23 protein-coding genes and 1 tRNA gene are annotated in these 23,671 nt (G+C 57.3%); 8 read left to right on the plus strand and 16 right to left on the minus strand.

Translation table 11 applies throughout. From position 1 onward, the window contains the following. Positions 1 to 936 carry a YbgA family protein gene (locus METLA_RS0108950; protein WP_024298230.1) on the minus strand — a complete coding sequence of 312 codons (936 nt, stop codon included), beginning with the start codon at positions 934 to 936 and terminating at the stop codon, positions 1 to 3. A 177-nt stretch (positions 937 to 1,113) separates the two neighbouring features. Here METLA_RS0108950 and METLA_RS0108955 point away from each other — a divergent pair, with 177 nt between their 5' ends. Together METLA_RS0108955 and METLA_RS0108960 are read left to right on the plus strand one after the other, a co-directional pair. After that, positions 1,114 to 1,551 carry a DUF1499 domain-containing protein gene (locus METLA_RS0108955; RefSeq protein ID WP_024298231.1) on the plus strand — a complete coding sequence of 146 codons (438 nt, stop codon included), beginning with the start codon at positions 1,114 to 1,116 and terminating at the stop codon, positions 1,549 to 1,551. Positions 1,552 to 1,563: 12 nt separating this feature from the next. Then, positions 1,564 to 2,961, plus strand: a complete 1,398-nt coding sequence (locus tag METLA_RS0108960; RefSeq protein WP_024298232.1) for a cryptochrome/photolyase family protein — start codon at positions 1,564 to 1,566, stop codon at positions 2,959 to 2,961. On the opposite strand, the gene METLA_RS0108965 is transcribed toward METLA_RS0108960, so the two are convergent. The 10 genes from METLA_RS0108965 to rpsU form a co-directional block, all read right to left on the minus strand. Beyond that, a complete protein-coding gene (locus METLA_RS0108965) occupies positions 2,911 to 3,768 on the minus strand; it encodes a CPBP family intramembrane glutamic endopeptidase (protein WP_245598766.1) in 858 nt (285 codons plus the stop codon). The two genes, METLA_RS0108960 and METLA_RS0108965, sit on opposite strands and share 51 nt — an antisense overlap. A 14-nt stretch (positions 3,769 to 3,782) precedes the next feature. Beyond that, a complete protein-coding gene (locus tag METLA_RS0108970) occupies positions 3,783 to 4,529 on the minus strand; it encodes a 16S rRNA (uracil(1498)-N(3))-methyltransferase (RefSeq protein ID WP_024298234.1) in 747 nt (248 codons plus the stop codon). A gap of 68 nt (positions 4,530 to 4,597) precedes the next feature. Continuing rightward, on the minus strand, positions 4,598 to 5,455 hold the full coding sequence (gene metF / locus METLA_RS0108975; RefSeq protein ID WP_024298235.1) for a methylenetetrahydrofolate reductase [NAD(P)H]: 858 nt from the start codon (positions 5,453 to 5,455) through the stop codon (positions 4,598 to 4,600). A gap of 69 nt (positions 5,456 to 5,524) precedes the next feature. Next, complete coding sequence (gene ahcY, locus METLA_RS0108980; RefSeq protein ID WP_024298236.1) at positions 5,525 to 6,814, minus strand: adenosylhomocysteinase; 1,290 nt, start codon at positions 6,812 to 6,814, stop codon at positions 5,525 to 5,527. Between the two features lie 25 nt (positions 6,815 to 6,839). Continuing rightward, the gene (metK, locus tag METLA_RS0108985; RefSeq protein WP_024298237.1) at positions 6,840 to 8,000 is read right to left on the minus strand and encodes a methionine adenosyltransferase; all 1,161 of its coding nucleotides are present in this window, start codon (positions 7,998 to 8,000) and stop codon (positions 6,840 to 6,842) included. A 71-nt stretch (positions 8,001 to 8,071) separates the two neighbouring features. Beyond that, positions 8,072 to 8,148 (minus strand) — tRNA-Ile (locus METLA_RS0108990). An 11-nt stretch (positions 8,149 to 8,159) separates the two neighbouring features. Further along, positions 8,160 to 9,971 (minus strand): RNA polymerase sigma factor RpoD, encoded by a 1,812-nt coding sequence (rpoD, locus tag METLA_RS0108995; protein ID WP_024298238.1) that lies wholly within the window; start codon positions 9,969 to 9,971, stop codon positions 8,160 to 8,162. Between the two features lie 64 nt (positions 9,972 to 10,035). Then, entirely contained in the window at positions 10,036 to 11,787 is a 1,752-nt protein-coding gene (gene dnaG, locus METLA_RS0109000) for a DNA primase (RefSeq protein ID WP_024298239.1), read from the minus strand. 25 nt (positions 11,788 to 11,812) lie between these two features. After that, positions 11,813 to 12,262 (minus strand): GatB/YqeY domain-containing protein, encoded by a 450-nt coding sequence (locus tag METLA_RS0109005; RefSeq protein WP_024298240.1) that lies wholly within the window; start codon positions 12,260 to 12,262, stop codon positions 11,813 to 11,815. A gap of 15 nt (positions 12,263 to 12,277) precedes the next feature. Further along, entirely contained in the window at positions 12,278 to 12,511 is a 234-nt protein-coding gene (gene rpsU / locus METLA_RS0109010; protein WP_024298241.1) for a 30S ribosomal protein S21, read from the minus strand. A 112-nt stretch (positions 12,512 to 12,623) separates the two neighbouring features. Here rpsU and tsaD point away from each other — a divergent pair, with 112 nt between their 5' ends. Further along, positions 12,624 to 13,637 (plus strand): tRNA (adenosine(37)-N6)-threonylcarbamoyltransferase complex transferase subunit TsaD, encoded by a 1,014-nt coding sequence (gene tsaD / locus METLA_RS0109015; RefSeq protein ID WP_024298242.1) that lies wholly within the window; start codon positions 12,624 to 12,626, stop codon positions 13,635 to 13,637. Positions 13,638 to 13,674: 37 nt separating this feature from the next. Here tsaD and METLA_RS0109020 read toward each other — a convergent pair whose 3' ends face one another. The 4 genes from METLA_RS0109020 to apaG form a co-directional block, all read right to left on the minus strand. Next, positions 13,675 to 14,457, minus strand: a complete 783-nt coding sequence (locus METLA_RS0109020) for a hypothetical protein (RefSeq protein WP_024298243.1) — start codon at positions 14,455 to 14,457, stop codon at positions 13,675 to 13,677. 108 nt (positions 14,458 to 14,565) lie between these two features. Further along, positions 14,566 to 15,474 carry a lipase family alpha/beta hydrolase gene (locus METLA_RS0109025; protein WP_024298244.1) on the minus strand — a complete coding sequence of 303 codons (909 nt, stop codon included), beginning with the start codon at positions 15,472 to 15,474 and terminating at the stop codon, positions 14,566 to 14,568. Positions 15,475 to 15,663: 189 nt separating this feature from the next. Further along, a complete protein-coding gene (locus METLA_RS0109030; protein WP_024298245.1) occupies positions 15,664 to 16,512 on the minus strand; it encodes a symmetrical bis(5'-nucleosyl)-tetraphosphatase in 849 nt (282 codons plus the stop codon). A 4-nt stretch (positions 16,513 to 16,516) separates the two neighbouring features. Continuing rightward, positions 16,517 to 16,894: a Co2+/Mg2+ efflux protein ApaG gene (gene apaG, locus METLA_RS0109035; protein ID WP_024298246.1), complete on the minus strand. Its 378-nt coding sequence runs from the start codon at positions 16,892 to 16,894 to the stop codon at positions 16,517 to 16,519. A 190-nt stretch (positions 16,895 to 17,084) separates the two neighbouring features. Between apaG and mpl the strand changes: the two genes are divergently transcribed. The 5 genes from mpl (at position 17,085) to METLA_RS0109060 (ending at position 22,663) form a co-directional block, all read left to right on the plus strand. Further along, positions 17,085 to 18,440 (plus strand): UDP-N-acetylmuramate:L-alanyl-gamma-D-glutamyl-meso-diaminopimelate ligase, encoded by a 1,356-nt coding sequence (gene mpl, locus METLA_RS0109040; RefSeq protein WP_024298247.1) that lies wholly within the window; start codon positions 17,085 to 17,087, stop codon positions 18,438 to 18,440. A gap of 42 nt (positions 18,441 to 18,482) precedes the next feature. Beyond that, complete coding sequence (gene hemC / locus METLA_RS0109045; protein ID WP_029646553.1) at positions 18,483 to 19,406, plus strand: hydroxymethylbilane synthase; 924 nt, start codon at positions 18,483 to 18,485, stop codon at positions 19,404 to 19,406. Continuing rightward, positions 19,403 to 20,191 carry a uroporphyrinogen-III synthase gene (locus METLA_RS0109050; protein WP_024298249.1) on the plus strand — a complete coding sequence of 263 codons (789 nt, stop codon included), beginning with the start codon at positions 19,403 to 19,405 and terminating at the stop codon, positions 20,189 to 20,191. The genes hemC and METLA_RS0109050 overlap by 4 nt, the downstream gene beginning before the upstream one ends. A 67-nt stretch (positions 20,192 to 20,258) precedes the next feature. After that, positions 20,259 to 21,404 carry a uroporphyrinogen-III C-methyltransferase gene (locus tag METLA_RS0109055; protein ID WP_342665864.1) on the plus strand — a complete coding sequence of 382 codons (1,146 nt, stop codon included), beginning with the start codon at positions 20,259 to 20,261 and terminating at the stop codon, positions 21,402 to 21,404. Next, positions 21,401 to 22,663, plus strand: a complete 1,263-nt coding sequence (locus METLA_RS0109060; RefSeq protein ID WP_024298251.1) for a heme biosynthesis HemY N-terminal domain-containing protein — start codon at positions 21,401 to 21,403, stop codon at positions 22,661 to 22,663. The genes METLA_RS0109055 and METLA_RS0109060 overlap by 4 nt, the downstream gene beginning before the upstream one ends. A 63-nt stretch (positions 22,664 to 22,726) precedes the next feature. Here the strand turns inward: METLA_RS0109060 and METLA_RS0109065 are convergent, their stop codons facing one another. Next, on the minus strand, positions 22,727 to 23,539 hold the full coding sequence (locus METLA_RS0109065) for a hypothetical protein (RefSeq protein WP_024298252.1): 813 nt from the start codon (positions 23,537 to 23,539) through the stop codon (positions 22,727 to 22,729). Positions 23,540 to 23,671 lie beyond the last annotated feature (132 nt).

Raw genomic sequence — 23,671 nt, forward strand, 5'->3', positions numbered from 1 at the left:
TTATAACGCGTTGATCAGCCGCAATTCCTGCGGATAAGGCGACATGTAGTAGGACTCCTCGATGTAAGGGTCGGGGGCTTTGCGGAAATGATGCTTCAGCAAGGTCAGCGGCACGATCAGCGGGATTTCCCCGCGCCGGTAGCGCTCGATCACCTCGACCATCTCGGCCTTGTCGTCCGCGTTCAGTTCCTTTTTCAGATAACCCTGGATATGCTGCAAGACATTCACATGCTGGCTGCGGGTCGGCACATGCTTCAGCATTGTCATCAGCCGGGCGAAATAGCGTTCGGCGACTTCGGCCAAGTTCTCCTGGCTCAGGTCGGCCAGCATTTGTCCGAGTTCGCGGTAATCGCCGTGGCTCATGATGATCAGCTTGTGGCGTGCATGGAAACGGGTTAGGCTTGGCGCGCTGACGCCTTCGGCGAGCAGCCGTTTCCAGCGGTAATAGACATAAACGCGCTGAATGAAATTTTCGCGCAGTCCCGGATCGCCGAGCCGGCCCTCCTCCTCGACCGGCAGCAAGGGATTCAACCGCATCATCGCCTCGGCGAAAATGCCGACGCCTTCCGGCCGCGGCTGGGCCCCGGTATAAACCTTCACGCGCTCCATCCCGCAGCTCGGCGAGCCTTTTTTCAGGATATAGCCGCATAACTCGGCATACCGGTCTTTAAGCTGATCCGCATAATCTCGCAAGCGCTCGGTCACGTCGCGCTCGGGGTCCTTGACGCCGACGCAGCGGATCTTGCCGTCAACCTTGACCAGATGCAAAATCGGCCTCGGCGCGCCGAGCCCGATCTCGACTTCCGGACAAAACGGATGAAACTCGAAATATTGGCCGAGCGTGCCGGTGATATACGAGTCGTGCTTATGACCGCCGTCGAAACGCACTTCCTGGCCGAGCAGACAACTGCTGATGCCAATCGGGATTTTGTTCATTGCGAGTACCGGTAAGTTGCAAACGGGAATGGTTCGGTTACATTGTGTTCAGGACATTATACGCTATGGAATTTCTTTGTCCGATTACGCTACCATAGCCGCTCGAAAAGGCGATTTTTGGCAGCGCAATGCTACACTTCACTTCCCCTCGCCGAGCGAATATAACGCCTGAACATTATGCCACTCAAATTATTATTCTCTGTAGGATTGATCATCATGACGCTAAGCACTCCGACCGAAGCGAAAGAAGCCGCAACCAGCCTGCCCCTGTGCCCGAACAGCCCGAACTGCGTGTCGAGCCAGGCGGACAGCGATCATTTTATCGCGCCGTTCAAGATCAAGGGCAAGCCGGAAGATGCCTTTGCGGCACTCAAAAAGGCGCTGAGCGAACAAAGCCGCACGGTGATTACCGAAGCGAGCGGAACGACGCTGCATGCGGAGGCGACCAGCCTGATTTTCCGCTTTGTCGATGACGTTAACGCGATACTCGACGCCGAATCCGGCATGATCCAGGTCCGTTCCGCCTCGCGCGTCGGCTACAGCGACTTCGGCGTGAACCGCCGGCGGGTCGAGGCCTTGCGCACGGCACTGCAGCAGGCCGGCGCAATCGAATAGCCAAGCCGTTCGATGCACCGCTACCGGCTCTCGCTGTTCATCTTCCGGCGCGACCTTCGGCTTGAAGACAATAGCGGCCTGAACGCAGCGCTGCAGCTTTCCGAACGGGTGATCCCCGGTTTCATCCTCGATCCCCGGCAAATCGAGCCGCATCCCTACCGGAGCCTGCCGGGCCTCCGCTTCATGCGGCAGGCGCTCGCCGACTTGCAGAAGCAATGCCTTGCGGCAGGCGGCGAACTCGCCCTTTTCCATGGCGATCCCTGCGGGGTGATTCGGGAGCTTTTCGCTAAGCAGAAGATTGAAGCGGTATTCATCAACCGCGACTACACGCCGTTCAGCCGCCGCCGCGACGATGAGATCGCAGAGACTTGCCGGCAACTCGGCATCATCCTGCATGTACTGGCGGATGCGCTGCTGAACGAACCCGAGGACGTATTGAAAAGCGACGGCACGCCCTACAAGGTATTCACCGCATTTTATCAAAAGGCGCGACAGATTCCGGTCGAGCTGCCGTGCGCCTTGGCCGGCTCGAATTTTTTGAGCTTCGACAGCGGCGTAACTCTCGAACAATGCGTTTTACCTGACGAGCAAACGCCGAACGTGATGTCCGGCGGCCGCAATCATGCATTGGTGTTACTAAATCAACTCGACCGGCTCGCCGATTATCGACTCAGCCGCGACTACCCTGCGCTGGACGCTACGAGTAAGCTGTCGGCCCACCTCAAATTCGGCTGTTGTTCGGTGCGCGAAGTGCATTATGCGATCATGACGCAATTGGGCGGCGAACATCCGCTGCTGCGCCAGTTGTACTGGCGCGACTTTTTCACCCATATCGCCCACCACTTTCCGTTCGTGTTCGGTCGGGCTTTTGTGGAGAAATTCGAAGCGGTCGAATGGGATGATCACCGCGACCGTTTCGAGGCCTGGTCCGAAGGCAAGACCGGTTTTCCGATCGTCGATGCGGGCATGCGCGAACTGAACGAAACCGGCTTCATGCATAACCGGGTCAGGATGATCGTCGCCTCGTTTCTGGTCAAGGATCTGCATATTGACTGGCGCCGGGGCGAGCGCTATTTTGCCCGGCATCTGGTCGATTACGATCCCTGCGTGAACAACGGCAACTGGCAGTGGGCGGCCTCGACCGGCTGCGACGCCCAGCCTTATTTCAGGATATTCAACCCGTGGACGCAGCAACAGAAATTTGACCCGGACTGCCGCTATATCACTCGCTGGCTGCCTAAGCTGCGTCAGTTTCCGGCCGAAACGATCCATCGCTGGGACAAAAAACACAGCGTCTGCGGCTATCCGGCGCCGATCGTCGACCATGTGCAAGAGAGCCGCACCGCGAAGGCAAGGTTTCTAAAGGCCGCGAAAACGCCGATAGACCCAATAAGCAAGCAGGACGAGTGACAACCAGCCGGCGACCAGCCAGCCGATCACGTTGTCGTAATGGCCGACCAGAAAACCGTAAGGGGATTTGAAATGGGTGATGGACAGGGCTTTGCTGATTTTGATCTGCCAAACCCAGGCCGCATGACAGCCGATGCACAGACCCAGATTCTGGGGCGCGCGCGTCCTGATGATGCCTAAAATCATGCCGACCATCAGCAACGCCAGCCAGTCCGGCAAATAGAGCGGCATAAACAGGCTGTCGAAGGCTTCGCCGAGCAGCGTGAAGCCGCTCGTCAAGGTCGCCTGATCGCTCGGAATCTCCGAGTGACTGCGCAAGAAATGCAGCGAGGCGTAGTAGAGCGCGCTGACCAGAATCGCAGTGCAGAGCGGCATTTTTCTGCCCAAGGATGTGATCAGCAAGCCGCGAAACAGAGGCTCTTCAACCAGCGAAATCAACAAGGCCAACAGTAAAGCCAAGCCCATTTTCTGCGCCAGCAACAAGCCTGTCCAGTGCTTGGCCGGATCGAGGCTATGAATGCCCAGCTGATATTCGAGCCAGAGCACCGGCAGCAGCGTCAGCAAACCGAGCGCGAAGCCTTGCGGGATCTGCTTGAGTAATGTTTTCCCGGAGGCGAACCCCAAATCGGAGCGGTTGATCTTGAGCCAGCGCATCGCCGGAAAGATGCTCAGCACCAGGAAGATCAGCGTGGTCTTCGAGATGACTTTGGATAGGGTAAAACGGTCGCCGACGATCTGGATCAGAAAATAGCCGAGCAGGCAGGACAGCACAGAAACCGCCAGCAATACCGCCAGCGGGACAAGCATGTAAAGACTGCGCTTCAGCATCCTTTCGGACCGAGACGGAAATCGCCCCACAGCATCTGCACCGCGGATAGGGCCGCCAGCGAGGCGGTTTCGGTGCGCAGTATCCTGCCGCCGAGCCGTACCGGAATGAAGCCGGCGGCCTTCGCGGCCTCTCGCTCATGGTCGGCAAAGCCGCCTTCGGGGCCGGTCAACAGGGCCACCCTCATGTCTTCCGGCTGTAAATCGGCCAGCGTGACTTCCGCATAGGGGTCCAGGAACAGCTTCAGCCCCTGCTGCTCGCCGACCCATTGATGCAGCCGGGTGATCGGCGACAGTTCCGGCAACACACTCCGTCCGCTCTGCTCGGCCGCATGCTGGATGATGCGCTGCCAGTGCGTGAAACGCTGGATGCGCTTGTCGCCCTTCAACTGCACCAGACAGCGCTCGGTCTCGATCGGCGTCATTTGATTCACGCCGAGTTCGACGGCCTTCTGCACCGACAGGTCCATTCGGTCGCCGCGCGCCATGCCGAGGCCGAGACAGATTGTCAGCGGCGATTCGACATCGCGCGGCTGCCGCTGTTCGAGCGCGACCGCCACCCGGTTCCGGCTGACTTCGAGCAGCACCGACAAGAAATCGGCGCCCGAGCCGTCGAACAAGACGATCTTGTCGTCCTTCGCGAGCCGCAGCACGGTTCTGACATAATGCGCGCTGTCATCGTCGAGTTCGATGTGCTGGCCGCAGTTTAACGCTTCGGGAACATAGAGACGGGAGATTCGCATCGCAATCAGGGTGAGCTTGGCTACGGTTCGGCCGGTCAGGTGCGCGCCCCATCAAGGGGCGGCCCGGATTATGGCTGAGGCCAGAATTTCAGATTTTCGAGAATCGCGAGCGTCGGCCCCGACTGATTCATCGTATAAAAATGCAGGCCGGGCGCGTCCTGCTCGAGCAGTTTCTGGCATAACTCGGTCACCACGTCCAAACCGAAGGCCTGGATCGAGGCGCGGTCGTCGCCGAGACATTCGAGGCGTTTGCGCAGCCAGCGCGGAATGTCAGCTCCGCACATTTCCGAGAAGCGGAACAGCTGCGAATACTGCGTGATCGGCATGATGCCCGGCACGATCGGAACATCGATGCCGTTTTGCTCGCAGCGGTCGCGGAAATAAAAATACGCTTCGGCGTTGTAAAAATATTGCGTGATCGCGGCGTTCGCGCCCGCATCGACCTTGCGTTTGAAATTCACGAAATCGACATCGGCATTCAGCGCCTGCGGATGCACTTCCGGGTAGGCCGCGACATGAATTTCGAAGGTGTCACCGGTTTCCTTACGGATAAACTCGACCAGTTCGTTCGCATAGCGGAACTCGCCGGCCGACAGCATGCCGGACGGCAGATCGCCCCGTAACGCGACGATCTTGCTGATGCCTTTGCTCTGGTAATCCGTCAGAATCGTGCGGATATTGTCCTTGGTCGAGGCGACACAGGACAGATGCGGCGCGGCCGCGATACCCTTGGCCTGAATTTCGACGACCGTATCGAAGGTCTTCTCGCGCGTCGAGCCGCCCGCGCCGAAAGTCACCGAGAAAAAGCCGGGATTCAGCCTGGCGAGCTTTTCATGAACGACCTTCAGGTTTGCCGCGCCCTCTTCGGTCTTCGGCGGGTAAAACTCAAAACTTAATACCTTCGGATGCGTATAGCGTGGTTTCATTCGATGCGCCTGGGCGAAGACGGGCTGCAGAAACTGCGGCAGCCCGTCCTACAGTGGAGTGAGAATGGATCAATAACGGTAATAGTCGCCCTTATACGGACCTTCTACCGGCACATTGATGTAGCGGGCCTGCTCCTCGGTCAAGCGGGTCAGATGCACGCCGATCTGCGCCAGATGCAGGATCGCGACTTTTTCATCCAGTTTCTTCGGCAGCACATAAACCTTGTTTTCGTACTGCTCGGCATGCTTCCACAGTTCGATCTGCGCCAATACCTGGTTGCAGAACGAATTGGACATCACGAAACTCGGATGGCCGGTCGCGCAACCGAGATTGACCAGGCGGCCTTCGGCCAGCACGATCAGACGCTTGCCGTCCGGGAAGATCACATGATCGACCTGCGGCTTGATGTTTTCCCAGGTGTACTGACGCAGCGATGCGATGTCGATTTCCGAATCGAAATGACCGATGTTGCAGACGATCGCCTGATTCTTCATCGCCTGCATGTGCGCGTGCGTGATCACGTTCACGTTGCCGGTCGCGGTCACGAAAATATTCGCGTGCGGCGCGGCTTCTTCCATCGTGACGACCCGATAACCTTCCATCGCGGCCTGCAACGCGCAGATCGGGTCGATTTCGGTGATCCAGACCGTCGCGCCGAGGCCCCGCAGCGATTGCGCGCAGCCCTTGCCGACATCGCCGTAACCGCAGACGACAGCGATCTTGCCCGCAACCATCACGTCGGTCGCGCGCTTGATGCCGTCAACCAGGGATTCCCGGCAACCGTACAGGTTGTCGAACTTGGACTTGGTGACCGAATCGTTCACGTTGAAGGCCGGCACTTTCAGGGTGCCTTTCGCGACCCGTTCGTGCAGACGCAAGACGCCGGTCGTGGTTTCCTCGGACAAGCCTTTGACGCCTGCCATCAGCTCGGGATACTTCTCATGCATCATCAAGGTCAGGTCGCCGCCGTCGTCGAGAATCATGTTCGGACGCCAGCCGTTCGGGCCTTCGATCGTCTGTTCGATGCACCAGTCGAATTCGGCTTCGTTCTCGCCCTTCCAGGCAAACACCGGAATGCCGGCCGCGGCGATCGCGGAAGCGGCATGATCCTGGGTCGAAAAGATGTTGCAGGACGACCAGCGCACTTCGGCGCCGAGTGCGGTCAGCGTTTCGATCAGCACCGCGGTTTGGATCGTCATATGCAGACACCCGGCGATACGCGCGCCCTTCAGCGGTTGCTCGGCGCCGTACTCGGCGCGGAGCGCCATCAGGCCGGGCATTTCGGTTTCGGCGATAGCGATTTCCTTGCGGCCCCAGTCCGCAAGTCCGATATCGGCGACTTTATAATCTTGGCTCATATCTCTCTCCGTTACCGTACTTTTATTAAATTCCGGCCGCATCGAGCAATGCCTCGACCTTGTCGGTTCTTTCCCAGGTGAAGGTGTCCTCGGTGCGTCCGAAATGGCCGTAAGCCGCGGTCGGCTGATAGATCGGCTTCAACAGATCCAGCATCGCGATCAGGCCCTTCGGTCTCAGATCGAAAATCGAGCGGACGATTTCAACCAGGCGGTCTTCGCTGATCTTGCCGGTGCCGAAAGTTTCGATCGTGATCGAAGTCGGCTCGGCGATGCCGATCGCATAAGACACCTGAATCTCGCAGCGCTCCGCAAGCCCTGCCGCGACGATGTTTTTCGCGACATAGCGCGCCATGTAGGCCGCCGAACGGTCAACCTTGGAAGGGTCCTTGCCGGAAAACGCGCCGCCGCCGTGACGCGCCATGCCGCCGTAACTGTCGACGATGATCTTGCGTCCGGTCAGGCCGCAATCGCCGACCGGGCCGCCGATCACGAACTGACCGGTCGGATTGATGAAAAACTGGGTGTCCTTATGGATCCATTCCTTCGGCAGCACCGGCAGGATGATTTCGTCCATCACCGCTTCATGCAAGGCTTTGTTACCGATGTCCGGCGAATGCTGGGTCGATAAAACGACCGCGTCGATCGCCACCGGCTTGTGGTTTTCATAGCGGAAAGTGATCTGGCTTTTCGCGTCCGGACGCAGCCAAGGCAGCGTATTGTTCTTGCGCACTTCGGCCTGGCGCTTGACCAACAGATGCGAATACTGGATCGGCGCCGGCATCAGCACGTCGGTTTCGTTCGACGCATAGCCGAACATCAGGCCTTGGTCGCCGGCGCCCTGTTCATGGTTTTGTGCTTCATCGACACCCATCGCGATGTCCGACGACTGCTTGCCGATCGCGTTCAGGACGGCGCAGCTATGGCCGTCGAAACCGATGTCGCCGTGATCATAGCCGATATCGCAAACGGTCTTGCGCACCAGTTCTTCCAGATCGACCCAGGCATTGGTCGTGATCTCGCCAGCGATGATCACCATCCCGGTTTTTACCATCGTCTCGCATGCAACGCGTGATCTGGGATCCTGCGCCAACAGCGCATCCAGTACCGCATCGGAAATTTGATCCGCGACCTTGTCCGGATGCCCTTCCGAAACCGATTCCGAGGTAAAAATGAAATTGTTGCTCATAGAAGTGCCTATTAAAAAATGATATAAAGCCTGATACGCAAAAAGGCTGCAAGGCAGCCTTTTTAATGATTTGGTGGGCCCTGTAGGACTTGAACCTACGACCTGCCGATTATGAGTCGGAAGCTCTAACCAACTGAGCTAAGGGCCCGTGTCCGTTTCTTAGTCGCCGTCAAGGAAACAGCGCAATTGTTCCGATCTCGATGGATGCCGCAGCTTACGCAAAGCCTTGGCTTCGATTTGGCGTATTCTTTCGCGGGTCACGTCAAACTGCTTGCCGACTTCCTCGAGCGTATGGTCGGTATTCATGTTGATGCCGAAACGCATCCTGAGTACCTTTGCTTCGCGCGCGGTCAATCCTGCCAACACATTTTGAGTCGATTCACGCAGGCCGGCAATTGTAGCAGATTCGACCGGCGATAGCACCCTCGAATCTTCGATAAAATCGCCCAGATGCGAGTCCTCGTCGTCGCCGATCGGCGTTTCCATCGAGATCGGCTCCTTCGCGATTTTCAAAACCTTGCGCACCTTGTCCTCGGGCATTTCCATGCGCACGGCCAATTCTTCCGGGGTCGCCTCGCGGCCCAACTCCTGCAGAATCTGCCGGGAGATACGGTTCAGCTTGTTGATCGTCTCGATCATATGCACCGGAATCCGGATCGTGCGCGCCTGGTCCGCGATCGAGCGAGTGATCGCCTGCCGAATCCACCACGTCGCATAGGTCGAGAACTTGTAACCGCGGCGGTATTCGAACTTGTCGACCGCCTTCATCAGGCCGATATTGCCTTCCTGGATCAGATCGAGGAATTGCAGGCCGCGGTTGGTGTATTTTTTCGCGATCGAAATAACCAGACGCAGGTTCGCCTCGATCATTTCTTTCTTCGCGCGCCGCGATTTGGCCTCGCCGATCGACATGCGCCGGTTGATGTCCTTCAGGCCGTTGATCGTCAAGCCGAATTTCGCTTCGATCTCGCCCAGGTTTTTGATCGCCCTGCGCAGGTCTTTTTCGTAAGGCTTCAAGACTTCGGCGTATTTGCCGCCATCCGCCAGACAGCGCTCCAGCCAGGCAGGACTGCTCTCGTCTTCGGTAAACAGCGCGATAAATTCAGGGCGCGGCATTTTCGCATGCTTCGTGCAGATTTCCAGGATCGTTCTTTCCTGGTCGCGCACGCTTGCTACGCCTTCCGGAATGATGCCGGACAGCTTTTTCAGGTACTGCGGCGTCCACTTGAATTCCATGAACAGATCGGCCAGCACATCGAAGGCCTGTTCGGTTTCCGAACTCGCATAGCCGTATTTTTTGCAGGCACTGGTCGCGGCCTGCAATTGCGCCCTGAGCTTATCGATCTTCTCGTTGACTTCTTCGAGATTCAGACCTTTCAGTTCTTCGTCGGCAGCCCCGGCGTCTTCGACGTCATCCACACCGGTCTGAGCCACGCTCAAGTCATCGGCCTCGCTGTAATCGGCAAAACCGGTAATCAGATCGTTCAGGCGGATGCCGCCTTCTTCGGTCGAAATCGAATCATAGGATTGCAGGAAGTCGTCAACCACGACGCAGGACCGCGCCAAGGCCTTGACCAATTGCTGCTGACCTTCCTCGATTCTTTTGGCAATCTTCAACTCGTCCGCGCGCGTCAGCAGTTCCACCGAACCCATTTCGCGCATGTACATGCGCACCGGATCGGTGGTCCGGCCGAATTCGCTGTCGACCGACGCGAGCGCGGCAACTTCTTCCGCATCTTCGTCATCGGAGGTGACCGCCGCCGCATCGGTAATCAATGAATCTTCATCGGGCGCAACCTCATAGACCTGGATGCCCATGTCATTGATCATGCCGATGAAATCATCGATTTGTTCGGGATCGACGATATCGCTCGGCAAATGATCATTAATCTCGGCATAAGTCAGGAAGCCCTGAATTTTGCCTTTGGCAATCAATTGTTTAATCTGAGACTGTTGCTGTTCTTGATTCATCATTCACTCACCGGATATGTAATTCAGCAGAACTACACGTAACTATTAATTCTACTATATAAATTTATGGCTTGGCATCTACTTTTTTGAGAGCCGATATAAGGGCATATAATCTTCGCAGAGATTCTTTGTCCTCGGCCGTCGGCTGTTTTTTTGAGTAGATCCGCTCGACTTCGTTTTCAGCGGACTGTATACGCAATTTAACAAGAGCATCACAGAACTCTGCTTCCACCCCTTCGTCAGAAGCTTGCAAATCCAGAAACGCCAGCGCCTTGACCGACTTTTCCTCGGGCGAGCCGCGGTAAGACTCGAGCAATACCGCCGTATTGGCCGGTTTTTGCGCCAAAATAGCCTGTACGATATGCCTAAACAATTCGACGCCGGAAAATGCCAGCGTAGTCCAGTCGATTTCCTGCAATTCGGGGCGCATCGCCAATTTAGGATTTTGCACCAGCAGCGCAATCGCCATGCGCGCGGAGGTCATTCTGCCTTTCGCATGCGGATTTGCAGGCCGAACATTTCGACTAAGTGTAGCCTCATTTTGCAAAACATCCAGATAGCTGGTGTCGGACAAGGTCTTGAGCCTCGCAAACATCATTTCCCGGAAAATCCCCGCCGGCAGCTTTTCGAGATACGGACGGGTCTTGCCGACCAGTTGCGCGCGCCCTTCGAGACTGGTCAACTGCAAATCCTTGCCGGCCTCGGCAAAAAAATAATCGGACAAGACCTGAGCCTCACGCATCCGCGCACGAAAGCGCTCAACACCCTCCTTGCGCACCAGCGAATCGGGATCTTCATCCTGCGGCAACAGCATGATGCGCGCCTGCCGCCCGTCGCGAAGACAAGGAAACACCGCATCCATCGCCCGCCAAGCCGCCTCTCTTCCCGCCCGGTCGCCGTCGAAACAAAATATCAGCTCCGGCGCAAAGCGGAACAGCAGCTCCGCATGCGCCTGCGACGCCGCGGTACCCAAAGCGGCCACCGCATTGTCGATGCCGTATTCGGCCAACGCGATCACATCCATGTAGCCTTCGACCAACATTATCTGCGCCGGTTTGCTGTTTTTCTTCAACAGCTCATAAAGCCCGTAAACCTCTCTGCCTTTATGAAATAGGGACGTTTCCGGAGAATTCAAATATTTCGGCAAAGAATCGTCCAGAACGCGCCCGCCGAAGCCGACGATGCGGCCGCGCTTGTCGCGAATCGGAAACATTACCCGGCCGCGGAAGCGGTCATACACATGACCCGCCTCATTCTTGACCGACAGTCCGGCATCCAACAAGGCCTGTTGGTTAAAGCGCCCGGACAAGGATTGCCACGCATCGGGCGCATAGCCCAGCCGATAATCGCGCATCACCTGCTCGCCGACGCCCCTCCTGCGAAAATAATCCCTGGCAACAGATCCTGCCTTGACATGCATTTGCTCCGTATAAAACTGAGCCGCCTGCTCCATCAACTGATACAGATTATTGAGGTCGTCTTTTTTTTGCGGCGAACTTTGCGCCGAAAAGGACTCTCTCGGCACATCGACGCCGACAAACGCGGCCAAATCCTCGATCGCTTCGACAAAGTCAAGCCGGTTGAATTCCATCAAAAAAGAAATCGCGTTGCCGCTGACCCCGCAACCGAAGCAATGATAAAACTGTTTATCGCGATTGACCGAAAAACTCGGCGTTTTTTCGCTATGGAAGGGACAACGGGCGACAAAATTCGCCCCCGTCTTTTTGAGAGGAAGGTGCGCATCGATAAGGTCGACAATATCAACCCGCACCAGAAGGTCATCAATGAACTGACGAGGTATACGTCCCTCGGACATAGATTAATAGGGTTGAACGAGAGGATTAGCCTCCCAAACCAGCCTTGATTTTTTGGCTGACCACCGCCATGTCGGCGCGCCCCTGCATTTTCGGCTTCAGCAGCCCCATCACCTTGCCCATGTCCTTGACCGCTTCGGCACCGGATTCGGCGATCGCTTCCTGAACCAGGGCGTCGATCTCGGCATCACTCAGCGCCGCAGGCAAGTATTCCTGAATGACTTTGACTTCCGCTTCTTCTATGTCAGCCAGATCGTTACGTCCGGCGTCGCTGTACTGCTTGATCGACTCGCGCCGCTGCTTCAGCATCTTGTCCAGCACCTGAATGGCCCGGTCGTTATCGAGCGTAATACGCTCGTCGACTTCGACCTGCTTGAATGCCGCCAGAATCAAACGGATCACGCCCAGCTTGAATTTGTCGCCGCCTTTCATGGCGGCTTTCATATCTTCCTTGATTCGGTCCGTCAATAAATCCATCATCCTAACCTGCGATTAAAGCGCAGGACGGCCGCGACGCAGATTTTTCAACGCATAACGCTCACGCGCCAGCTTTTTCAGGTGACGTTTGACAGCCGCCGCCCCTTTACGTTTACGTTCCGTGGTCGGCTTTTCATAAAACTCGCGGCGACGGACTTCGGCCAAGACACCGGCTTTTTCACAAGCGCGTTTAAAACGGCGAATGGCGATATCGAAAGGTTCGTTTTCTTTAATTTTGACTGACGGCATTATACGTTTCCAGATTTCCAGTTGTGTTAATATGAATAAAACAAGGGCGTTAGCACACCCACTCTAGTAAACTCCTAATTATACCTTTCTTTTTACCACTTTTCAAAACCCAATGATCGTTTTAGGCATAGAAACCTCCTGCGACGAGACCGGCGTCGCGCTTTACCATTCCGAACGCGGCCTGCTGGCCGATCTGTTGTACAGCCAGATCGACCTGCATAAAGAGTACGGCGGCGTGGTACCGGAGCTGGCCTCGCGCGACCATATCCGGAAACTGGCGCCGATGATCCGGCAGGCGCTGAGAGACAGCGGCCTGACCCGAAACGACATCGACGGCATCGCCTACACCGCGGGCCCCGGCCTGATCGGCGCCCTGCTGGTCGGCGCGGCGACCGCGCGCGGCCTGGCCTGGGCCTGGCAGGTGCCGGCGGTCGCGGTGCACCATATGGAAGGCCATTTGCTCGCGCCGATGCTGGAGCCGGAACCGCCCAAGTTCCCTTTCGTCGCGCTGTTGATTTCCGGCGGCCACACCCAACTGGTCGAGGTCGACGGCATAGGCCACTACAAAATTCTCGGCGAATCGCTCGACGACGCCGCCGGCGAAGCCTTCGACAAGACCGCCAAGATGCTGGGGCTCAGCTACCCCGGCGGCCCCAAGCTGTCCGCCCTGGCCACCCGTGGCAACGCTCGCTTTCACTTTCCGCGCCCGATGACCGATCGTCCAGGCCTGGATTTCAGCTTTAGCGGCCTTAAAACCTTCACCTTAAACACGTTTCAGGCCGGCGAGCGCAGCGAAGAGGACAAGGCCGACATCGCCCTCGCCTTTCAGGACGCGGTCGCCGATACGCTGACGATCAAATGCCGACGCGCCTTGCAGCAAACCGGACTCAAAACCCTGGTGGTCGCCGGCGGCGTCAGCGCGAACACCCAAATCCGCGCCTCGCTAAGCGCGATGGCCGCACGCGAGAAAGCCAAGATTTATTTTCCACGACCCGCCTTCTGCACCGACAACGGCGCGATGATCGCCTATGCAGGCTGCCAGCGTTTACTGGCCGGGCAAAGCGAAGCGCTCACGATCAAGGCCAAACCGCGCTGGCCGATCAGCGAATTGACCGCCGCCGGCTAAGCCGCTTCAGATCACGCCGACTGCATCCGACTCGACATCACCCAAGCAAAAAGCTCGCAAATTGATCCCAGGCTCGGGTCGTCGCCAACTGCATGATCGACGCGCTGGAGAAGACAAGTCCTGCGTAACCGATCGCAAACCACTTGTTTAACGACCGCGTCAGCCGCCACTTTAGGGCAAGCAAAAACATCCCGATCACCAGCGACCCAAAAAACGGACCAAATACGGCTCCCCACACAGTTCCGGCGTAGAGGGAGGTGATGAACTCGGTGCGGTCGAGCGCTGCAGGTATCACGGCCAGCGTGGCCAGCAGCATCATCGGCCGATGCACCTCCGGCCGTCGCCGATTCCAGACCCCAACGCTTACAAAAACGGCGAAAACCGTAATGCTAATGATCGAAATGGCCAGGAATTGCTTCGGATCCAGCCCCCATAGCCTCATCTCGGGCGGTTTTATTCGCGTCGCTTCAACCGCAAGCCGATACCCGAGGATGACGATACCCACCGCAAGCACCGCGCCGATTCGACCAAGCATCATGTGTACGCGGCGGTTACCGGCCACGATCAACAGCGGTTGGACCAGGAACAGCAGCACCCACATCAACATGCTGGCGCCGTGCAGAATCAGCAAGGTTCGAATCGGCGGGGCGAGTTCGCGGTTGGGGTAGGCCTTGCCGTGCAGATAGAACTGCTGGAAGCCGAGGAACATCAACGCCAACAATAATACGGCCGCTCCGAAATAGAACAGGCGTGCGCGATTGGATGAGTTAGCCCTCTTCTCCCGGGACTCATCGGATCGCCACATTTGTGTGGTATTCATATCGTGATGGCTCCTTTGTTAGAACTTCGTGTTGTCGTTAATTACGATCATCAATCGGATTAAAGCTAATCGCTGAGAGAGGCGAATTCGCCATCGTTGCCCAATTTTTCAAAGCGAGGATACGCGAGCGATGATTTCATCGTATTTGGTCAATATCCGTGCCGGTGGCGGCGCCATATGGGGCTCATGCCTTAAAGCAATCGCCAAGGCTGTAATGAGGCCGCGAGGCGAAAGGTATTTATCCAGATCATGCCCGACCTCATCCGCATGATCGGCGTCCCACAGACTGCCAAGCGGTTCCCAACCGGTTTCTTCCCGCCTGGCGGAGGACAAGGGCACGACGCCATCGCTTATTGTTTCGTCCTCGGACTCGCCTATCAGGCCAAGGTACTCGTGAAGCGGTAAAAAAGGCACGCTGGTTTCTACAGTCGCCGATCTGCCGATGCCGGCGGTCCAAAAATAACTCACACGGTCGCTGTCCCGATATTTGGCATTAAAATCGGCCATTTTTGGAGCAGTCAAGTCCCGCAAACCCTGGTTAGAAATGCCGACCAGCGCCAGCGAGGCGATAACCTGACCTTCCAGAAAGGTCGAGACTTTCAATCGGGCTCTGCCGTCGAGCGGCGGATAGAGTAAATCGGCGATCGGAGATCCCTTATGGGGCGTGCCGACCGTAGTCAACGAGGCGATCAGTTGCGCGGTATCGATAGTTTCATTGTCCGCGTTATCGGGAGATAGCATATAACGGCTGTCGAGGCCGCCCATGCTGTGAGCAATGATGTGCGCCTTCTCCTCCGGATTTAATACTGGCGGTTGCTCATTGTTGCCGAATGCCTCCAAAACTTGCGTTCTCAGTTGCTTGCCGCGCATTTCGATGCTGCCGGTAGCACTAACCTCTGTCGTCAAAACCTTCACGCCCTCGTATTTGCCTTCGAGATACGCCTTGATGCCGTTAAAGTATTCCAGTCGCCCGATTCTATCGAACCCAAGAATACCGTGCGCCAAAATGATGTTCATATCCCCTCCTACCCGCTCAGGGCTTCTTCACGATAAATGACCAACACAATCAGGATTGATGGCGGAATCTCACGACAACGAGCCCCAAAAGCTTTTGGCAAGACCGCCAAGATACTCGAACCTATCAACTCCCACCACCTCATGCTGTCCGCCTGCGAATTGACTACCTCCGATTGATGATCCGTCGTTTCAGATCACGCCGGCCGCATCCGAATAGGCCTTGCCGGGCCGGCGGTAGCCGGGACAGTCTATGCCGATGCTTTCGACAGGATCGCCGAGGCGCAGGGCGGTCAATTGCCCTCCCCACAGACAGCCGGTGTCGATTCCGTAACAATTGTGGCCTTCGTAATAGCCGACTTGCGACCAATGCCCGAAGACGATGCGCAAATCGGCATTCTTGCGGTTCGGCGCGGCAAACCACGGCATCAGGTGCGGCGGCTGCGAGCCGGGCCGGCCGTCATGCGTAAAATCAAGGCGTCCTTCCGCATCCAGAAAGCGCATCCGCGTGAAGCAATTGACGATGAAGCGGAGCCGCGGCACGCCTTCCAGATCGTCCGACCAGAGATTCGGCTGATTGCCGTACATTTCCTGCAAAAAAGACCGGTAATCGTCGCCCTGCAAGACCTGTTCGGCCAGCGCGGCCATCGCTTGCGTCTTTTCCAAATCCCATTGCGGCGGCAGACCCGCATGCAGCAGGCAGAATTCGCCGTTCGTATGGAACAACGGCTGACGCCTGAGCCAGTCGATCAATTCGTCCGCGTCCTCGGCCTCCAACACCGGCCGGAACGTGTCTTTTTTGTGCACGATGCCGGAGGCATGCGCGGCCACCAGGTGCAGATCATGGTTGCCGAGCACGGTGACCGCCCTCTCGCCGAGCGACTTCACGAAACGCAAGACCTCCAGCGACTTCGGCCCGCGATTGACCAGATCGCCCGCCATCCAGAGGTAGTCGGTTGCCGGATCGAACGCGATCCGATCGAGCAGCCTTAATAGGTCGTCGTAGCAGCCCTGCACATCGCCGATTGCATAAATCGCCATCGGCTTAGTGCAGCGTCCGCGGAATCGACAAGGTAAAGCGCGGAATCAGCGCATTGAACTGATCGCCGTCGTCCGTACGCATCGTGTATTCGCCCTGCATCGTGCCGACCGGGGTTTCGATCATCGCGCCGCTGGTATAGCGGAACGACTCGCCCGGTTTCAGATGCGGCTGCTCGCCGATCACGCCGTCGCCGCGGACCTCCTGAATTTTGCCGTTCGCATCGGTAATCAGCCAATGCCGGGTCAACAGCTTCGCAGAGGCCGATCCTACATTCGTGATCGTAATCGTGTAGGCAAACACAAAGCGCCCTTCGTCCGGCGCGGACTGCGCTTCGATATAATGCGGCATCGCTTCAACAAGAATTTTATTTTTTTCGCTCATGTTCGAATCATCATTGGAATCATGACCGGCAAGCCGGTTTCGATCGGAAATTGGCCTTATTTCATCTTAACTTGGCCGCTAACGCAAGCCTTGAGACGACAAAGAAGTCAGCGCGGTTTTACCAATCCGCCCACACTACAGTATCATAAGCAGTCTTAACCCTCGGCAAAACTGCGATCAGGACTTAACCTTGCACATTCACATACTCGGCATTTGCGGCACCTTCATGGGCGGATTGGCGGTAATCGCCCGGCAAATGGGCCATCAGGTCACCGGCTCCGACCACAACGTGTATCCGCCGATGAGCACGCAACTGGAATCCCAGGGCATCGTGCTGATGGAAGGCTACCGGGCCGAAAATCTCGATCCGAAACCGGATCTGGTGATCATCGGCAATGCGCTGTCGCGCGGCAACCCGGAAGCCGAGGCGGTGCTGAACCTTGGCCTGAATTATGTCTCCGGCCCCGAATGGCTCGCCAAACACGTCTTGCAGGACCGCTGGGTGCTCGGCGTCGCCGGCACGCACGGCAAGACGACCACGTCCAGCATGCTGAGCTGGATACTCGAGCATCAGGGTTTCAAGCCCGGCTTCCTGATCGGCGGCATTCCGCTCAATTTCGGCGTGTCGGCAAGGCTCGGCGAATCGTCTTTCTTTGTGGTCGAAGCGGACGAATACGATTCGGCGTTTTTCGACAAACGGTCGAAATTCGTGCATTACCGGCCGCGCACCGCGATCTTGAACAATCTCGAATACGATCATGCGGACATTTTTCCGGACCTCGACGCGATCAAGAAACAGTTCCATCATCTGGTCAGGACGATTCCGGGCCAAGGCCTGATCATCACGCCCGAAAACGAACACAATATCCGCGACGTGCTGGCCATGGGCTGCTGGACGCCGGTGGCAGAAACTTCGATCAACGGCAAATCGGCATGGAATGCGGAACTGATCAAAGCCGACGGCAGCCGCTTCTCGGTGCTCCACAACGGCAACAAGCAAGGCGAAGTCGATTGGACGCTGACCGGCGAGCACAATGTCTCGAACGCGCTGGCGGCGATTGCCGCCGCGCACCACGTCGGCATTCTGCCGGGGGAGGCGATCAATGCCCTGGCCCTGTTCCAGAATGTCAAACGGCGCATGGAAGTGATCGCAAAGCTGAATGGCGTCACGATTTATGACGATTTCGCGCATCATCCGACCGCGATCGCGACAACCCTGGACGGCCTGCGCAAGCAAGTCGGCCGGGAACGCATCATCGCGATCGTCGAACCGCGCTCGAATACGATGCGGCTCGGTGTGCATACCGAAACCCTGGCCAACTCACTCCGCGAGGCCGATCAGGCGCTGATCTATCAGCCGAAAGAACTGAGCTGGGACTTGAGCCAACTCAAACAGCACGCGGCGAATATCGAGATCTGCGAAAGCCTCGATCAGATCATCGACCGGCTGAAGCTCGAAGCGCGCCGGGGCGGCCATTTCGTGTTGATGAGCAACGGCAGTTTCGGCGGCATTTACGCGAAGCTGCTGGCAGAACTGAACCGATAGCTTTTCACCACTTTTTACACTCAACAGAATTTTTCCCGAATCATGAAACTGATCCGAATCGCAACGCGCAAAAGCCCGCTGGCACTGTGGCAGGCCAATCATGTCGCAGCACTTCTGGAACAACACTTTCCGGACATCAAAACCGAACTGGTGCAAATGACCACCAAGGGCGACAGGATTCTGGACGCGCCGCTCGCGAAGGTCGGCGGCAAGGGCCTGTTCGTGAAGGAACTCGAACAAGGCATGCTGGAAGGCGAGGCCGACATCGCGGTGCATTCGATGAAGGATGTGCCGGTCGAATTTCCGGAAGGGCTGCATCTGGCAGTCATTCTGCAACGCGAAGACCCGACCGACGCCTTCGTCTCGAACCGTTTCGACCGTCTGAACGACTTGCCGGCCAACGCCCGGATCGGCACCTCGAGCCTGCGCCGGCAATGCCAGATCAAGCAGCGTTTTCCCGATGCCGAAATCCTGCAACTCCGAGGCAACGTGAACACCCGGCTCGCCAAGCTCGACGCCGGCGATTTCGACGCGATCATCCTGGCCTCGGCCGGCCTGATTCGCTTGGGCATGAAGGACCGCATCAAGGAGCGCCTCGATCCCGGTCTCAGCCTGCCGGCGATCGGCCAGGGCGCGATCGGCATCGAATGCCGCAGTAACGACGATCAAATCAACGCCCTACTCAGCGCCCTGCACGATGCCGACACCGCGCTCTGCGTGCGGGCCGAACGCGCGATGAACGCCCGCCTGCAAGGCGGCTGCCAGGTGCCGATCGCAGGATTCGCCGAAAAACACGGCGAACGCCTGTTCATGCGCGGCCTGGTCGGCGCGCCGGACGGTTCGGTGATTTACCGCAGCGAAGGCTGGGAAGACTTGGATCAGGCGGAAGCCCTGGGCAGAAAAATCGCCGAAGACCTGCTCGCGCAAGGCGCGGATCGAATTCTCGCGGCGCTATACCAGGAATGAATGCGCTGAACGGCGCGCGTATTCTGGTCACCCGCCCCGAGCGCCAGGCGGGCAACCTTTGCAGCCTGATCGAGCAGCAACATGGCGTGGCGGTCGCGTTTCCGACTATCGACATCGTTGCCGCCAACGACCGCGATCGAATCGCCGCGACACTGGCGCACCTGCATCGATTCCAATGGCTTGTTTTTATTAGCGCAAATGCAGTAAATTTTGCTCTGCTCGCGAATGGTGGCAAAATAGACCAGTTTCGCGGCATGCGGATTGCCGCGATCGGCCGCGCGACCGCCAGAGCGCTCGACGCCGCCGGCTTGAAGGCCGATCTTGTGCCCGAACACGGCTCGGATAGCGAGGCCTTGCTGGCGACGCCGCCGATGCAGAGCGTTGCAGGGCGGCGCATCCTGATCGTGCGCGGCGCCGGCGGCCTCGAAAAGCTCGGACAGGAGCTCAAGCAGCGCGGCGCGGATGTCGACACTCTCGATGTGTATCGCCGGGTAATTCCGTCTGTAGATCCCGCGCCGGTGCTGGATTTGCTCAGACAAGACCGGCTTGATCTGATCACCGCGACCAGCGGCGAAGCGCTACAGAACTTATTGATCATGCTGGGTGAAAATAACCGGAGCCTGGCGTTGGCTATCCCGCTCGTGGTCGTTAGCGACCGTATCCGGCAGATCGCGGAAAACAGTGGATTTGGACGAATTTTTGTGACGGACAGCCCTTCGGATACAGCAATTCTTGAAAAAATAATAATTTGGGCAACAGGTGAAAAAAGTGGCCGAACTGAATGAACAAATAGAAGGGAATGCGGAAAATTCAAAAAAAGCGCGGAGATCCCGGAGCGGATTATGGTTTGGCGTGATTATCATCCTGATCATCTTCTCGGTCGCCGGCGCCGGCTATTATTTTCTGATGCAGCTCCGAGACCGCCAGTCCAACCTGGGCGGCGAAGTCAAGGGCGAGATGGCGAAGAAAATCTCCGACTACCAAGCCCAGCTTACCGCGATCCAGGAGCATTTGGCGACGCTCGAATCGACGATCGCGCACAAGGACGATCACTTCACCGCAAGACTGGACGAAATCTCGAAGCAACAGAGCGAGAAACTGGACAACACGCGCAAGGATTTGAGCGAGGAAATCGCCCGCCTGCAACGCCAACTCGGCAAAACCCGCGGCGACTGGCTGATCGCGGATGCCGAATATTTACTCGGCGCGGCCAATGAGCGCCTGCAATTGGTCGGCGACGTGAATACCGCGCGCCAAGCGCTCGAAGCGGCCGATCAGCGCCTGCACGAAAGCGGCGACGCCGCCGTCTTCAAGGTGCGCGAGGAAATCGCGAAAGAGATCGCCGCGCTCAAAAACGTTGCCGCAGCCGATATCGTCGGCTTGTACGCCGCCTTGCAAAGCCTTCAGGATACGTCCGAAAAACTGGCCTTGCTGCTGCCCTATGCAGGGAAAACGCTGAGTCCGTCGACCGAAATCCACAGCCACGCGGACAGCCAGGAGCCCGCGCATAAGCTGCTCGACTCGGCGATCGAAAGCCTGCACGGCATCGTCACGATCCGCCATACCGATCAGCCAATCAAGGAAACCCTGACGCCGGAAGAAGCGCAGTTCATCCGCGAGCAATTGCGCGCGAAGCTCGAAACGGTCAAGATCGCGCTGGTGCAGCAAAACGAAGCCTTGTACCGAGCCGGTCTGCAGGACGCGAAAAAATGGACCGAACTGAATTTCACGCCGACCCCTGAAACGCGCAAATTCGTCGGCGAGCTTGACCGCTTCCTGGCGATCAATATCCGCAGCCATTTCCCGGATATCAGCACCTCGCTGAAATTGCTCAGAGACATCACCAAATTACGGGTCGAAACCGACAAAGTCCTGCAGGCGGCGCCGGCCGAAAAACCGAAAGCGCCTGAAGCGAATCCGCTTCCGGAAGCCCCGGCGGCGGTCACGCCACCACCTGCACCTGCCGCCCCCGCTCAACCGGAACCGACTAAAAAATGAAAAAGATCCTTTATTTTCTAGGGCCGCTGTTCATTACGGTTGCCGCCGCGCTCGCGGTTTATTATGGCTTCAAAAGCCTGGAAACCCCCGGCTATGTGCTGGTCGGGATCGGCCACTGGTCGATCGAGACGACGCTCGCCGCTTTCGCGGTCGCGCTGGTGATCGGTTTTTTTCTGTTTTATGTTTTTTTCCGCTTCCTCGGCTGGCTGATCCGACTGCCGGGCCAGCTTAAACAGCGCGGCACCCACATCAAATTCAACCGCTCGCAGGAAGCCTTGATCGCGGGTCTTGTCGATTCGGCCGAAGGCAACTGGGAACAGGCCGAAAAAGTGCTGATCAAGCATGCCTCGCACAGCGGCGCGCCGTTGATCCATTACCTGACTGCCGCGCGCGCGGCGCAGTCGCGCGGCGCTTTCGACAAGCGCGATGAATATCTGCAAAAAGCCGCCGATCAGGCCCCCGGTTCGAATATCGCGATCGGCCTGACCCAAGCTGAACTGCATCTGTCCGGCAATCAGTTCGATCAGGCGCTCGAAACCCTGACCAAATTGCAATCGATCAATCCGACCCACGCCAGCGTATTGAAATTGCTGCATCAGACCTATCAGAGCATCGGCGACTGGGAAGCGATCCGAAAACTGTTGCCGTCGCTGAACCAGAACAAGGTCTTGATGGAAGCCGAAGTCAAGCTGCTCGAAACCGAAACCTTCAGCCGTTTGTTGAAACAGGCCGCCGAGATGGGCGATGCGAAGCAGATCGCCCTGCTCTGGTCCGAAACGCCGACTCATATCAAAAAAATGCACGGCATGGCGGCGATCTATTTTGCCGCGATGATCGAGGCCGGCGCCGGCAACACGATCGAAGCCGAACTCGCGCACACCTTGTCGGTCAACCTGGACGATACCCTGCTGGTTTTATACGGCAGCGTGCAATCGAACGATGCGGCAAAACAACTGGCGAACGCCGAACAATGGCTGATTTCGGGGCCGAACAACGCGGTATTGCTGTCGCTGCTCGGCAAACTGTGCCTGCAACAGGGTGAGTATGAAAAAGCCGAAGTTTACCTGAGCCAAAGCCTCGCCAGCGATCCGACCGTACAGGCCTATCAACTGCTGGGCGATTTGTATTTCGCACAAAACGAAAAAGACAAGGCCTGCGCGAGCTACAAATCCGCGCTGGAATTGTCTTCGAGTGAAATCGTGACGCGCCTGGATCAAATCGCCGAATATGGCGAGCAGGCATCCGAACCGCAAAGCTGAACCCACCACCCCCAGGGTCGCGTCACCGTTGACTCGGCAACGTGACCCTGACGCGCAGCATCCTCAAGCCGACGCGATCCGGTTTTTACCGTCCCAGAATGGCGATTTCTTGATTGCATCCGACAAGAACTCGATGAATTGCCTGACCAGCTTGCGGTTATAGCCGATCAACTGCTTCAGCTGCGCCTTCGACGCGCCGCCGACTTCGTCCGTCGCGCGCGGAAGGTCATGGACGAAAGCCAGCCAGGGCTCGACCACCCGCATCTGAAACAATACCGCAATGTCCGACGGCAGCTCGTTTGCCAGATGCGCGAGGCGCTGGTAGTTCCGGACACCGGGTCTTAACACTTCCTCTTCCAGTTGCTGGACAACCGCCGCGTAGCGGATCGCGGTCTGCTGACTGATGTGATGCAGGGCGAAACGCGCCGGCTCAATGATCGTTTCCTCGACATAGCGTATTGCCCGATCGGGAGTGCGCGAAATCATATTGACCGTAGCCTGACTATTCTCCCGGATCAAACGTTGCTTCTGCTTGATGATCTCCCGCGTCTGCTCGACAAAACCCTGCAGCACTCCGATATTGCGCCGGATTTCGGCCAATACCGGCGTGACCATTTTGTCGTCGATGCCGTTTTTGATTTGATCGCGCAATTCGTAAATCTTCTCCAGCGTCGATTTTTCGAGATCTTTTTGCGCCGCGGCCAGTTTCATTTCGAGATCGCTGATATAGGAATCGCGCTCTGACAAGGTCGTTTTCAAAAACGCGATGGTTTCTTTGTTCAACTCCAGCTGCATGGTTAGCGTCGAGACTTGATCTTCCAGCCGGTTCAATTTGACCAGCAAGTCGCCCTGGACGGTGTCGCCATTCGATTCCATACCCTTCCCCCTCTGTGATGTTGTTGTTATATTTTTACTCGGAACACCGGCATTGATAACAAGCGATTCCAAAAAAGTCAAGCATAATAAACGATGAGACGGCGACATGGGCCTGTCTTCGGCACATCAAAG

Origin of the sequence: Methylomicrobium lacus LW14, assembly GCF_000527095.1 — a bacterium.
GTDB classification, from domain to species: Bacteria; Pseudomonadota; Gammaproteobacteria; order Methylococcales; family Methylomonadaceae; genus Methylomicrobium; species Methylomicrobium lacus.